Below are 13,052 nucleotides of genomic sequence, written 5' to 3' on the forward strand. Positions count from 1 at the left end.
ACACATTTGGCATTAGGAAGACCAGGATTTAACAGGGGACCACGTCCACCTTTTAAGAAAAAAGAAGCAGAGCATAACATTAATCAGTACATTAAATCGCCTGAAGTGCGTTTGGCTGGCGATAATGTTGAACCGGGGATTTATCCTTTGGCAAAAGCTTTGGCACTTGCTGATGATTTGGAATTGGATTTGGTAGAGATTTCTCCAAATGCAGTACCACCAGTATGTAGAATTATCGATTACAGCAAGTTTGTTTACGAACAAAAGAAAAAGCAGAAGGAAATTAAATCTAATGCTAAACAAACTGTAATTAAGGAGATTCGTTTCGGTCCGAATACGAACGATCACGATTTCCAGTTTAAATTGAAACATGCGGTAAGCTTTTTAGAGAACGGTGAAAAAGTTCGCGCTTACGTGCATTTTAAAGGTAGAGCAATTGTTTACAAAGAACAGGGAGAGATTTTATTATTGAAATTTGCCCAGGCTTTGGAAGATGTAGGTAAAGTAGAATTATTACCTAAATTGGAAGGTAAACGGATGTTCTTAACAGTTGCGCCTAAAGTAGCAAAAAAATAAAAATAGGTTTATAAATTAAAAAACAGGTTATGCCAAAAATGAAAACCAATTCCAGTGCTAAAAAGCGTTTTTCGCTTACTGGAACAGGTAAAATCAAAAGAAACAAAGCATACAAAAGTCACATCTTAACAAAGATGAGTACTAAACGTAAACGTGCTCTTGGAAATGCAGGAATTGTAACAGATGCAGATTCAGGTAACGTTAAACGCATGCTTTGCATCGGAAAGTAATTTATTAATTCACCAGGTATCAGGCATTAAGTTTCCGAAAAAAAGGAACGCCGCTTACCAAAAAACAACAACAACATGCCACGTTCGGTAAACGCAGTAGCTTCGAGAAGAAGACGGAAAAAAGTCCTTAATATGGCCAAAGGCTATTGGGGCGCAAGAAGTAAAGTTTTTACGGTTGCTAAAAACACAGTAGAAAAAGGTTTGCAATATGCATACCGTGACCGTAAAGTTAAGAAAAGAGAATTCCGCGGATTATGGATCCAACGTATTAATGCAGGTGCTCGTCAGCACGGTATTTCTTACTCTCAATTAATTGGTAAACTTGCTTCAAAAGAAATCGGGTTAAACCGTAAAGTATTGGCTGATTTAGCAATGAATCACCCAGAAGCTTTCAAAGCTGTAATTGATGCAGTAAAATAGAAATTCTCGCTCAGGCGATAATCATATTTAGAAAAAGTTCCGATGTAAATCGGGACTTTTTTTGCTTTAAGGCCAAGCTAATATCGATAGATCAAGCGTATTAATAAGATAAAACTTAGGATGGTTGGTGAGATACCGACCACTAGGCTAAAAAGTGCACCACACACTCAGCCCTTAGCCTAAACTATTGGTAAACTTCATTCTGATTCCACTCTGAAAATCCTGAATAATTTTGAAAATTTCTATCAGCGTAACCTTTTCGATCTTCGTTAGCGAATCAATATCAATAAAGTTATTTGGAATTACCTGGTCATTAATAATCAAATTCGCCTGGTGTTTTAATCTCAAGCCCATCAGGTAATAATAAGAATGGGAAAGCTCATTATACTGTTTTTCGCTAAAAACTCCCAATTCCTTCAAAGCCTTTAAACGTTCGCCAGTATTTTCTTTCTGAAAAATTCGATTCTGTAAGGCGTAAACCCTGGCCAAATCCACTATAGGCGTCATGGCTGTTTTGATATCAAAAACCTCTCGTTTCTCGATCTTTTGCGTTCTGATATTTCTAAAATAGGTAAGTGGCGGTTCATATAACAATGCATTTTTTGCCAGATAGGCATAAAACTTCTCAAGGGGTTTCTGAAGTTCCTCATCTACAAAAGATCGTAAACCCGTCATTAAAGATAAATCACCGTAAATGGCTCTGCAATCGAAGAATGCCGCAAATTTTACAGCCGTTTCAGGGAGCGCCTCTTCAATCCAGTTTTTATAATTGTATTTCCAATGCTCCAGTGAATGTGTCCAGTTTGGATTAGTCGCCATATAATCGCCATCACAATACACGAACCCCACGTAGTTTAGCTTATCTGAAACCTGTGTAGCGAAATCGAGGAAATAGGAGCGAACCGCAGGACGACGGTCTTCATCTGTATCTTCATACAAAATAGCATTGTCCTGATCGGTTTTCAAACTGAGTTCTTTTCTTCCTTCACTACCCAGAACCATAAATACAAACTTTGCCGGCGGCTGACCCAGTTTATCTATTACTTCTTCTATAATTTTTAGGGAAATGGTATCTGCGATAGTGGTAACCACTTCATTAACAATCTTGGCATGTACACCTCTGTCCAAAAGCTGGGCAACAATATGTGGCACCTTTTGCCATTTAGATTTTAAATCAGAGGTATTTACAGCTGATTTTACCGACTGAATAAATACCAATGGCGACTCAGCCTGTTCGCTTAAAAGCCTGTTGCGGCTTAAAAAGCCAACAAAATTTCCGTTATCATTTACCAGTAAGTATCTCGATTTCTTACTGAACATCATCAGTATCGCTTCGTAAACAAATGCTTCCGGTGTAATGGTAACAATATTAGGATCCATCACCTCACTAATTGCAATCTGTGGATCAAGGCGTTTTGCAATTACTTCATCCCGGAGAATAATATCAGTCACAAAGCCTACGAAATTACCCGAGCTATCCTCAATAAATAAACAACTGGTTTTATTTTCAGCCATCTTTGTTGCGGCTTCAAAAACAGGAGTTTCTGTAGAACAGCGCACAATTTTTTTAAACGTAATGTCGCCGATTCTAGAGGTGTAAATTTTATCTGCTAGCTTATTGTCCATGGGAATAATCGCTGTAAGATACGTTTAAATGGTGAAATGTCTAATCCATCTGATACTTTGATAAAAGTATGTTCCTGGTTATAAATGGAAGATAAACTTATTTTTTTATCATTTAATAGATGGAAGAAGATTTTTGCAGTATTTAGTGCATCAGTTAATGCGTTATGGTTTTCTGCTGGCTCTTCGTTAAATAGGATAGTGTAGAATTTATCAAGCTTTAAATGGCTGATGATAGAGTTAGTTACATAATCTGCACTGGTTTTCATTGTACAATAAAAAGTAGATGATCCAAAAATGCTATGCATTCCTAATCGGTTAAGTTCTACATTAACCATATGAAAATCCAATTCAATAAAGTGACCGATCACAAGCGGATTGAATTGATCCATGTCCTTACAAAATGAATGCATAACCGGCTCAATTGGCTCGCCATGGATTTTCAAAAAATCATCGGTTATATGATGGATTTTTTGTGCTGCCTTATCGATGGTGAAACCATTATTTTCAATGTAGTGATTTTCTCTTTTCACTTCCACGCAGTTGCTGTCGAAAATGATCCAGGCAATTTGTAGAATATGTGGCCAGTTATTTTCTTTAGAATAGGGGGCACGCCAGTTTTTTGGTAAGCCGGAGGTTTCGGTATCTATAAAAAGAAAAAAATCGTGCAAGGTCTGATATTTAGGTTAGTCGAAGCAATTAGATGTAAAATGCTATCTGATCTCAAAGGTAATAAAATTTGACAATGCTAATTTGTCAATATATAACATATCGAATTGATTTAATCAGCTTATCAATAGATAACTTGAAAGCAATTACTTATTTCAATAAAGCCATGTAAAGTAAAGCGGCTAGCGCAGCACCTATAAGCGGACCAACAATTGGCACCCAGGCATAAGACCAATCACTGCTGCCTTTTCCTTTCATTGGAATAATGGAATGAATGATTCGAGGCCCTAAATCTCGCACCGGATTAATGGCATAACCTGTTGTTCCGCCTAAACCTAAACCAATTACCCAAACCAGAAAAGCTACGGGTAAAGCACCTAACGAACCTAAGCCAATAGGTGTTTTATCGCTTCCCATTTCTGCATTGGTGAAATAAAATATCACGAAGATTAGTACGAAAGTTCCGATAATTTCGGAGAAGAGATTTGATTTGAGGTTTCGGATAGCGGGTGAAGTAGCAAAAGGAGCAGCTTTTAAATTCTTATCGTCTGTTGCATCAAAATGATCTTTGTAGATCACCCATACCAGAAAGGAACCAATCATTGCGCCACATAATTGTGCCAGGATATAATAAGGTACTTTAATCCAGTCGAATTTTTGAGCAATAGCCAAAGCAATGGTCACAGCTGGGTTTAGATGCGCGCCACTATACGGCGCCGAAATCACCACACCAACAAAAACTGCGAGCCCCCAGGCAGTGGTAATGACCATCCAACCACTATTGTTACCCTTTGTGCCTTTAAGCACAACGTTCGCTACTACACCGTTTCCCAATAAGATAAGGAGGGCAGTGCCAATTAATTCTGCAACAAATTCTGTCATAATCGGTATTTGGTTAGTCTGGTGGAATTGGAAATCGTTGATGCTTGTTTAATCGGCGGCACTGATCCGTGCAGCTTTGATTGCCCGGTTCCAGCCTTTAATTCTTTCCGTATTGTCTATGCCTTCTTCTGCTTTAAATGTTTTATCTATTTTCCACTGTAATCTGATCTGATCAATACTGTCCCAAAAACCCGTAGCCAGACCAGCAAGGTAAGCAGCACCGAGTGCTGTTACTTCCGTTACTTCAGGCCTAATCACACTGCTCTTTAATAAATCTGCCTGAAATTGCATGAGGAGGTTATTTGCAGTGGCTCCGCCATCTACGCGTAATTCGGTAATTTCGATGCCGGCATCAGCTTCCATGGCTTTTAATACATCCATGGTTTGGTAAGCAATACTTTCCAGTGCTGCCCTGGCAATGTGTGATTTATTGGTTCCACGTGTTAAGCCAGTAATGGTTCCGCGTGCATGTTGATCCCAATGGGGAGCGCCTAAACCTGCAAATGCCGGTACTACGTAAACACCATTGGTATCTTTTTCCCGTTGTGCCAATGTTTCTACGTCAGCAGACTTGGAAATCAAACCCATTTCATCCCTTAGCCATTGTACCACTGCACCTCCAATAAATATACTTCCTTCTAAAGCATAATTCACTTGTCCGTTTATTTGCCAAGCAATGGTAGTTAATAGATTATTCGATGAGAGTTTTGGTGTTTCGCCGATATTCATTAACATGAAACAGCCTGTACCATAAGTGTTTTTGACCATTCCGATTTCTGTACACATTTGTCCGAAAAGGGCAGATTGCTGATCGCCAGCAATTCCTGCAATTGGAATTTTAGCAGCTAAAATTTTACCTGCAGTTTCGCCATATACCTCACTGGAAGATTTAACTTCTGGCAACATACTCTTAGGAATATTGAAAAGGTCGGTAAGTTCATCATCCCACGCCAGCGTATGAATATTGTAGAGCATCGTTCTCGAAGCGTTGGTAACATCGGTAACAAAAGTTTTTCCGGCTGTTAGTTTCCAGATCAACCACGTATCTATCGTTCCAAAGGCAAGCTTTCCTTCGTTGGCTTTTTCTCTGGCTCCAGCTACGTTATCCAAAATCCATTTGGCTTTTGTGGCAGAGAAATAAGAATCTATAATTAAACCCGTTTTTTGTTGAATTTTATCTGATAAACCCTGGGCTTTAATTTCATCGCAGTAATTAGATGTCCGCCTGTCTTGCCAAACAATAGCATTATATACTGGTTGTCCGGTTTCCTTATCCCAAACTACGGTTGTTTCCCGTTGGTTGGTAATCCCAATAGAATCAATATCAAAAACAGATAAGCCCGCTTTGATTATGGCTTCTGTAGCAACTGTTAGTTGTGTTGACCAAATTTCAAGCGGATTATGCTCAACCCAGCCTGCCTTAGGATATATTTGGGTGAATTCTTTTTGCGCAATAGCTACGATTTCGCCATTGTGGTTGAAAACTATTGCTCTCGAACTTGTGGTGCCCTGATCTAGTGACAGAATGTATTTGCTCATCATTTTTTGGTTTTTGTTATTCGGCCAGGTTTATTTTTTGTTCGGTAATTGAGGTGCATAAATGTAGCCATCTGCCAAATTATTGAAGGCACTAACTTGTTCACGTTCCCAATCTTGATCCTGTTGCAGTTCAGTTGCAAGAATTGCCGCGACTTTAGGAGCCATTGCTTTTGCAGCTAATGCATCGATAAATAAAATGCGTAATCTTCTGCTCAGCACGTCTTCTACGGTTTTGGCCATTTCATACTTTGCCGCCCAAAGCACCTGAATTTCTAAATCGGGAAAATCCGGATGGAGTTTCTGATTAAACTGCGGAAGTTCAGTGGCAAGCTTTTCAATCGCTTCTCGATCTGATCCATATAGGTCCAAATGGTGATTTTCCTTAAAGTCGCTGCAGCCATGTATTTTCAACTGATGCGTGCGGCAGGCTGTTGCCTTTAATTGAGCATGACTTATGGCTAAATCAATCGTTTCTTCAGCCATGCTTCTATATGTTGTCCATTTGCCACCGGTAATGGTGATTAATCCCTTTGCGGAGACGATAAGTTTATGGTCGCGGCTGATTTCTTTAGTACTGTTTTTATCGCCATTTGTGGGTGCAGCAAGCGGACGTAAGCCCGAAAATACACTTAAAATATCCTTTTCGATTGGTGCCCTTTCAAAATACGAACTGGCAGTATTCAGGATAAAATCTACTTCTTCTTTTAAGGCTCTGGGTTCGAGCGCATGTTCATCCAATGGCGTATCAGTTGTGCCAACCAATAAATGATCATGCCATGGAACAGCAAATAATACCCGTCCATCTGAAGTTTTAGGAATCATTAACGCCAAGTCTGTTTTTAGAAATGATTTATCAAGCACCACATGAACGCCCTGGCTTGGCCTGACCAGTTTCTTCGATTGCGGATTGTTCATGAGCAAAATATCATCTACAAAAACACCAGTTGCATTAATCACTACTTTTGCTTCGGCTTTTGCCAGTTTCCCTGAAAGCGTATCTATAACTTCGACACCGATAATATCTCCATTGTTATTTTTAATCAGGTTGGTAACTTTAGTATAATTACAAAGTTTGGCGCCTTGTTCTATAGCTGTTTGCGCAATATTAATGGCTAAACGGGCATCATCAAACTTTCCATCGTAGTACTTTACACTTCCTTTCAATCCTTTAGATTTTATTCCAGGCATCAATTTCAAAGTTTCGTTTTTAGAAAAAAACTTCGATTTGCCAAAACTGAATTTACCTGCAAGCCAATCGTAGAGTGTTAATCCGGTAAGGTACTTGGCAACAGAAAACCAATCGTAGCATGGAATGATGAAAGATTCTTTATTAACGAGGTGGTTGGCATTTAGCTGTAATAATCCACGCTCCTTTAATCCACGTTTAACCAGTCCAATATCACCTTGTGCTAAATATCGAACACCTCCATGTACGAGTTTTGTGCTTCTGCTTGATGTTCCCTTTGCGAAATCTGATTGCTCTACCAAAAGAGTTTTCAAACCACGGGTTACTGCATCAAGCGCCGTACCTAAGCCCGTGGCACCGCCTCCAATAATGATGATATCCCAATCGGAATTTGGGGGCAGGGTATAATCGGAGACTTTTTTCAATTTGCGTAAATAAATAATGAAACGAAACAATACGCAAGTATAAATAATCAAATTCGAAATCATATAATGTCTGTATTAAAAAAACATTAAATATTTCCAGAAATCAATTCTATAGCGTTTTTTATTTGCTATTTTGCAAAATACTTAACTAATAAAGTTTATGATGAATTTGGCTGAGAGGCACCAGTTTATTTTAAGTCGCTTGCAAAAAGATCAATACATCAACGTTGTTGATTTATGTAAGGAGTTGAAAGTGTCTTCTGTTACGATAAGAAAGGACTTAAAACTCCTCGAAGATAAGAGCTTACTTTTTAGAACTCATGGTGGTGCCACCGTAAATAATCCTTATACTGTAGACCGGCCTGTAAACGAAAAAGAGAAAATCCAGTCAACAGAGAAAAATAAAATTGGCATTGCCGCTGCTGCTTTGTTAAATGAAAACGACTCTATTGTGATTGCATCAGGAACAACGGTTTACTATTTTGCTAAAAATATTACGCCTTCAACACATTTAACCGTAGTAACCTCTGCGCTTAATGTTGCATTGGAATTGATGCGTGAGCCTAATATAGATGTCATTCAACTGGGTGGAATTTTAAGGAAAAGTTCATCATCCGTAATGGGGGCATATGCTGAACAAGTGTTGCAGGATTTTTATTTTAATAAACTTTTTCTCGGTGTTGATGGCATTGATTTAGACTTTGGTTTAACCACAACCAATGCTATGGAAGCGCATTTAAACCGCAAGATGATTAATGCTTCACAGAAAACCATTGTGCTTGCCGATTCTACAAAATTTGGGAAACGAGGGTTCGGGAAAATCTGCGGATTAGAGGAAATTGACCACATCATTACGGATAAGGGAATTTCTGAACAAATTGTAAAACATTTAGAGGGTTTAGGTGTTACAGTAACTATCGTATAGAATTTATTTTTATGCAAGAAACCAAAACGATATAATTTGAATATGGAAACTAAACGAATACACATTTTAGAAGACGACCAGGAAATCAGAAATGTAATTGAAATACTATTGAAAGAGGAGGGGTTTGAATTACAATTATCATCATCTTTCGCAGAATTGAAAAAAAATATCCAGGATGCAATGCCAGATTTATTTTTACTTGACGTGATGCTGCCTGACGGTAACGGTGCAGAAATATGTGAAGATTTAAAAACTGATATGTTTACCAAGCATATTCCAATTATTGTAATGTCTGCGCAGAATAACAGCGAACAAAAAGCTATTGCTGCTTTTGCTAATGATTACATCAGCAAACCTTTTGATATCTATGACGTGCTTGATCGTATTAATGCTCAATTGAAAATTAGTAAAGAAAAAGCGCCTGCAAAAGCTTAATTTAACTTAGTAGGTTAATTATACTAAGCGAGTATAACATAATTAAAAGTCGGAAGATATTCCGGCTTTTTTTGTTTTCAGGGTTTTCATGAGTTTATCATACCGATATCCGAAAACTAAAGCAAATAAAAAAAGTCGCCAGATGATGCTAACGACTTTGATAATTGAGATTTATAAGGTTTCCTAGTGTCTTCCGTGTCCGCCTCTGTGGCCTCTTCCTGGCGAGTGGTTAAATCTACGGTCGTGATGTTTATTACTTCCTTTATATGCTTTATAATAATTTCTTCCCGGAGCACTGTATATTACGCGGTTTCCACCACCGTAAGACGATCGGTAAACTCTGGAATGGTTTGCATACTTTACACGATGGGTATTGTAACTTCGATATGGACTGTTTCCGTAAACAACAACTTTTCTACTCCGGTTTAAATCGTAGCTTCTATATCGGTTAGGTAGGTTTCTTGATCTTGTCCATCGGTTTCCGTTAAGGTAAACGAATTGCCTTTGTGGAACATAGTAATAAGAGTTAACTTCTGGTAAATAATAATAATTTACGTTTTGATAACCTGCAGGAACCCAGGCAGGCTGACTACCGATATTTACATTAAGGCTAACCTGAGCTTTAGATTGATTTGAGGTTAAAGACACGATCCCTACAATCGCGGAAATGATTAATAACTTTTTCATAATAATCAGATTTAATTTGTGTGTAATAATTGAAATTCAAATGCTGTGCCAAGATTTCTTTTGTAACGAAGATATAAGAATTAAACACTTGCCAAATGGTTGCAAATGCACATAAACCCGGCATTAAAAATAATTTACTAACTTCATCAATAACTAATTTTCCTAATAGGACTAATAAATTTAGCTTTGATCTTTTTCGTGAAGACTTAATGTAACTGACTACAAAATAAGACTATATAAATTTAATAGCATTAAACCAGTGTTTAATGCTATTAAATTTAGTATTTATCGCTTATATTTGAAACTTACAGGATTAGGGATTTTTATATTGTATGATTGAACTGGAGTATTTTTTATCGAAGGCAAATGACGAGGTTTTGGTTTATCAGGTGATACAGTTTTCTCCTGAAGATCCATGGCGTGTAGTACTTAATGGGGAGTTGTTAGGGAGCCTGGATAAATTTGAAGGACAATGGAGACAGCTTAGCGGGGAAGATTTTGCTAATCAGTTTTTTATCGACATTGTTAAATTTATTGATAAACAGCATTTCAATGATTTATCTTCTGCGTTGATGTCGAGGTGGAATAAGCAAATTCATGAAGTGGTACCTAGATCTGATCAAGAGTATCTGGTGGTTTGCAAAGCGGGGATTGGTTTTAAAAGTTTTGAAGGGATATTTTCGCGGTTCGTATCCGGCCTGTTAAAAGACGAATGGCCCATTAACTTTCGTGTTTTCAGTCATGATTTTTCTGAAGATTTTACACTACAGGCAAAACCTTCGGTTTGGAAAAAAAATGCAGTGGGATGGGATTAAATTGATTGCTCAACGGATAATGTAAAATGCGATCCCTTTATAAAATATTATATAGAAACTAATAAGATTACAACCCAAATTATACTGAATACTCCACCAAAATAAACCATCGGTAAGTTTTGTTTTAAATTTTTCTTAATCATGCCAGCATAAATCAGCCAGCCAAGAAAAACGATAAGGTATAAGGGAACAGCGTAAAACAACATAATTCTTGATTTAGTTTTTATTAGAGATTCAATATTTACAACTTTGAGTTATAAATATACCGTGTATTTTCTGAATTTCAAACCAAATTTCACTCATGTACCTTATTTACTGATTCCGATTTAATAAAACCGTCTATATAGTTTTTTGTTAGTAAAGCAACTTAATCTTACTTATGAAAAAAATAGATCTACCTAAATGGACCATGCTGATCCCGATATTGGGAATTGCAGCGTACTTTTTAACAGGAATAGAATCAGGTATATGGTTTAGAGTTTTGTTAGCTGGCTTATTAATTGGTAGTGTGATCGCTTCGGTGCATCATGCAGAGGTTATTGCCCACCGGGTTGGAGAACCATTCGGAACTATCATTCTGGCCTTAGCCATTACTACGATAGAAGTTGGACTTATTGTATCGCTTATGCTTGCTGGTGGAGACGCAACCAAGGCATTGGCGAGAGATACTGTTTTCGCAGCGGTGATGATCATTCTTACCGCTATTGTTGGGTTATGCCTCTTGCGTGGAGGAATCAAATTTAAAGAACAACTGTACAAACTTCAGGGAGTAAATGCAGCACTAATTACGTTGGCAGCAATCTTAGTGCTTACACTGATTTTACCTAATTATACCATTAGTGGTGCTATGGGAGAATATACGGTGAGCCAGTTAATATTTGTCTCCATTGTATCGTTGGTTTTATATGGAGGATTTATTTTCATGCAAACCGTTAGACACAGGGATTACTTTTTACCTAAAGATTCTCATTCTGAAGACGATCATGTAGAAGCACCAAATATGCCGACTACTTTAACCAGCTTATTGCTATTAATTGTTAGCCTGGTTACAGTGGTACTCTTGGCAAAATACCTTTCCAAAGATATTGAAGTGATGGTACTTGCTATGGGGGCACCGCAATCGGTTGTGGGCGTGATCATTGCCGCTATTGTATTATTACCAGAAGGTTTGGCTGCTTATAATGCGGTAAAAGCTGACCGATTGCAAACCAGTCTTAACCTGGCATTGGGTTCGGCATTAGCCAGTATCGGATTAACCATTCCTGCGGTTGCGGGGGTATCAATTGCCTTCGGAATGCCCATTACATTGGGAATTGATATGAGCTCGACTGTTTTACTTTTATTGGCTATGATCACGATTATGTTTTCTTTAGCGACCGGAAAAACGAACGTACAGCAGGGTGTGGTATTATTGGTGATCTTCGCTTCTTACTTATTTTATACTGTAGTGCCTTAGGAAGGTTTATGGATGATGGGAAATGTAAGATGGAGGATGGAAGAGGGTGAGTAGGGAATAGCGATTTCCTACTATAAGATATATCAATTCAGGAATTTTCGAAAGAAGGTTCCTGATTTTTTTTCATAGTTATAGAATTGATTCGATACCAATTTACCTGCGTTCATTACTTAACTTTCTTTTGTTCTTTTCAATGCCTTCGAGCGACTCTGAAATTTCCTTTAAAAATACTTCGCCCTGTTTTTTCGCCAGGAAGTTAGAAATTCTTTCTTTGATCTGATTTGCATAAAAATGTTGAATAACAATCAGCGAGATCAGGAACACATAATGCGAAAAAATAAGTCGTGTATCGCCCTTTCCGTTTAAGCCTAAAAGAAAAGCAATATAATCTAATACAATCGGCACGAGGAGCATGATCACTATAGAAAACAAACCGGTTCGGAAAGTATTTTGCTTTTCGGCAACCGCAACTTGCGAGAGTTGTCTTTCCAGTTTTTCTTTTAGTGGCAGGTCCCGATTAGATTTCGACTGATCTAACGCCGCCAGCTTTTTACCATAACTGATATCGCTCCGGCTCATTTTTTCCATAAGCGAAAGTTCATTTTCGTTCAGTTCTTCCTGATCAGCTACAATGGCTTCCTGTTCCGCTATCAATCGATCCATTTCAGCAAGATCATCTGGAAGACCCAGATATAGTTTTTGCTCAACTGCCAGAATTCTATCGTCAATTGCTTTACGAACACTTTTTAAGGTAGTGTGCTCGTTTCTAAACCCATCTTTTTCCAAATCGTGTTGCATCTGAATTTCAGATAGCGCAGCTGCGAATTGTAACTCCTCCAGCTCTTCTTCATTAATGGCTAAACGTGCATATAGTTCAGTGATGGAGGAAAAGCTCTTTTTTGCACTGGTTGATGTTGAAATTGCTTCTTGGTATTTGGAAAAATCTTGTGACGAAAGTGAACTGACAGACATGCTGGAATATAGTATTAGGCTTTAAAATTAAAAAAATTATATCAAGACATCATTAATTCTTTTCGGCAATTTAAAGTATTATGCTGTTTAATCTTTTATATCAGTAAATTAATCACTTGAACATACCAGATCATAAACAAAGCAAATGACTCAAGCTAGAGATAATGAGACCTGAACAATTAACAAAATTTAGTTTATTTTTGATCTACAAC

14 protein-coding genes are annotated in these 13,052 nt (G+C 37.8%); 7 read left to right on the forward strand and 7 right to left on the reverse strand.

Annotated elements, in window-relative coordinates:
- Positions 1-6 precede the first annotated feature (6 nt).
- From infC to rplT, 3 genes are all read left to right on the forward strand, one after another.
- Entirely contained in the window at positions 7-576 is a 570-nt protein-coding gene (infC, locus tag ACN1CD_RS05360) for a translation initiation factor IF-3 (protein WP_051666461.1), read from the forward strand.
- 29 nt (positions 577-605) lie between these two features.
- Entirely contained in the window at positions 606-806 is a 201-nt protein-coding gene (rpmI, locus tag ACN1CD_RS05365) for a 50S ribosomal protein L35 (protein WP_010600880.1), read from the forward strand.
- A gap of 75 nt (positions 807-881) precedes the next feature.
- Entirely contained in the window at positions 882-1,226 is a 345-nt protein-coding gene (gene rplT / locus ACN1CD_RS05370; RefSeq protein WP_029285460.1) for a 50S ribosomal protein L20, read from the forward strand.
- Positions 1,227-1,400: 174 nt separating this feature from the next.
- On the opposite strand, the gene ACN1CD_RS05375 is transcribed toward rplT, so the two are convergent.
- From ACN1CD_RS05375 to ACN1CD_RS05395, 5 genes are all read right to left on the reverse strand, one after another.
- On the reverse strand, positions 1,401-2,852 hold the full coding sequence (locus ACN1CD_RS05375; RefSeq protein ID WP_419129294.1) for a DUF294 nucleotidyltransferase-like domain-containing protein: 1,452 nt from the start codon (positions 2,850-2,852) through the stop codon (positions 1,401-1,403).
- Complete coding sequence (locus ACN1CD_RS05380) at positions 2,837-3,520, reverse strand: exonuclease domain-containing protein (protein WP_419129295.1); 684 nt, start codon at positions 3,518-3,520, stop codon at positions 2,837-2,839. The genes ACN1CD_RS05375 and ACN1CD_RS05380 overlap by 16 nt, the downstream gene beginning before the upstream one ends.
- Before the next feature lie 148 nt (positions 3,521-3,668).
- Complete coding sequence (locus ACN1CD_RS05385) at positions 3,669-4,400, reverse strand: MIP/aquaporin family protein (RefSeq protein ID WP_419129296.1); 732 nt, start codon at positions 4,398-4,400, stop codon at positions 3,669-3,671.
- A gap of 48 nt (positions 4,401-4,448) precedes the next feature.
- Entirely contained in the window at positions 4,449-5,939 is a 1,491-nt protein-coding gene (gene glpK, locus ACN1CD_RS05390; RefSeq protein ID WP_419129635.1) for a glycerol kinase GlpK, read from the reverse strand.
- Between the two features lie 30 nt (positions 5,940-5,969).
- A complete protein-coding gene (locus ACN1CD_RS05395) occupies positions 5,970-7,613 on the reverse strand; it encodes a glycerol-3-phosphate dehydrogenase/oxidase (protein ID WP_419129297.1) in 1,644 nt (547 codons plus the stop codon).
- Between the two features lie 97 nt (positions 7,614-7,710).
- Here ACN1CD_RS05395 and ACN1CD_RS05400 point away from each other — a divergent pair, with 97 nt between their 5' ends.
- Positions 7,711-8,475, forward strand: a complete 765-nt coding sequence (locus ACN1CD_RS05400) for a DeoR/GlpR family DNA-binding transcription regulator (RefSeq protein ID WP_320462754.1) — start codon at positions 7,711-7,713, stop codon at positions 8,473-8,475.
- A 42-nt stretch (positions 8,476-8,517) separates the two neighbouring features.
- Positions 8,518-8,910: a response regulator transcription factor gene (locus ACN1CD_RS05405; RefSeq protein ID WP_419129298.1), complete on the forward strand. Its 393-nt coding sequence runs from the start codon at positions 8,518-8,520 to the stop codon at positions 8,908-8,910.
- A 183-nt stretch (positions 8,911-9,093) separates the two neighbouring features.
- Here ACN1CD_RS05405 and ACN1CD_RS05410 read toward each other — a convergent pair whose 3' ends face one another.
- Positions 9,094-9,597, reverse strand: coding sequence for a hypothetical protein (locus ACN1CD_RS05410; protein WP_419129299.1), 504 nt, complete (start codon positions 9,595-9,597; stop codon positions 9,094-9,096).
- A gap of 332 nt (positions 9,598-9,929) precedes the next feature.
- Between ACN1CD_RS05410 and ACN1CD_RS05415 the strand changes: the two genes are divergently transcribed.
- Entirely contained in the window at positions 9,930-10,412 is a 483-nt protein-coding gene (locus ACN1CD_RS05415) for a hypothetical protein (RefSeq protein WP_419129300.1), read from the forward strand.
- A gap of 379 nt (positions 10,413-10,791) precedes the next feature.
- Positions 10,792-11,868 carry a calcium:proton antiporter gene (locus ACN1CD_RS05420; protein WP_419129301.1) on the forward strand — a complete coding sequence of 359 codons (1,077 nt, stop codon included), beginning with the start codon at positions 10,792-10,794 and terminating at the stop codon, positions 11,866-11,868.
- Between the two features lie 153 nt (positions 11,869-12,021).
- Here the strand turns inward: ACN1CD_RS05420 and ACN1CD_RS05425 are convergent, their stop codons facing one another.
- The gene (locus tag ACN1CD_RS05425) at positions 12,022-12,840 is read right to left on the reverse strand and encodes a hypothetical protein (protein WP_419129302.1); all 819 of its coding nucleotides are present in this window, start codon (positions 12,838-12,840) and stop codon (positions 12,022-12,024) included.
- Positions 12,841-13,052 lie beyond the last annotated feature (212 nt).

It is taken from the genome of Pedobacter sp. N23S346 (assembly GCF_048515415.1).
GTDB lineage: Bacteria > Bacteroidota > Bacteroidia > Sphingobacteriales > Sphingobacteriaceae > Pedobacter.

What these genes read in the sequence shown, in the direction of transcription:
- ACN1CD_RS05420 (WP_419129301.1), top strand. Translation starts at nt 10,792, where the DNA reads ATGAAAAAAATAGATCTACCTAAATGGACCATGCTGATCCCGATATTG.
- ACN1CD_RS05395 (WP_419129297.1), bottom strand. Translation starts at nt 7,613, where the DNA reads ATGATTTCGAATTTGATTATTTATACTTGCGTATTGTTTCGTTTCATT.
- ACN1CD_RS05385 (WP_419129296.1), bottom strand. Translation starts at nt 4,400, where the DNA reads ATGACAGAATTTGTTGCAGAATTAATTGGCACTGCCCTCCTTATCTTA.
- rplT (WP_029285460.1), top strand. Translation starts at nt 882, where the DNA reads ATGCCACGTTCGGTAAACGCAGTAGCTTCGAGAAGAAGACGGAAAAAA.
- rpmI (WP_010600880.1), top strand. Translation starts at nt 606, where the DNA reads ATGCCAAAAATGAAAACCAATTCCAGTGCTAAAAAGCGTTTTTCGCTT.
- ACN1CD_RS05400 (WP_320462754.1), top strand. Translation starts at nt 7,711, where the DNA reads ATGATGAATTTGGCTGAGAGGCACCAGTTTATTTTAAGTCGCTTGCAA.
- ACN1CD_RS05415 (WP_419129300.1), top strand. Translation starts at nt 9,930, where the DNA reads ATGATTGAACTGGAGTATTTTTTATCGAAGGCAAATGACGAGGTTTTG.
- ACN1CD_RS05425 (WP_419129302.1), bottom strand. Translation starts at nt 12,840, where the DNA reads ATGTCTGTCAGTTCACTTTCGTCACAAGATTTTTCCAAATACCAAGAA.
- ACN1CD_RS05375 (WP_419129294.1), bottom strand. Translation starts at nt 2,852, where the DNA reads ATGGACAATAAGCTAGCAGATAAAATTTACACCTCTAGAATCGGCGAC.
- ACN1CD_RS05410 (WP_419129299.1), bottom strand. Translation starts at nt 9,597, where the DNA reads ATGAAAAAGTTATTAATCATTTCCGCGATTGTAGGGATCGTGTCTTTA.
- glpK (WP_419129635.1), bottom strand. Translation starts at nt 5,939, where the DNA reads ATGAGCAAATACATTCTGTCACTAGATCAGGGCACCACAAGTTCGAGA.
- ACN1CD_RS05405 (WP_419129298.1), top strand. Translation starts at nt 8,518, where the DNA reads ATGGAAACTAAACGAATACACATTTTAGAAGACGACCAGGAAATCAGA.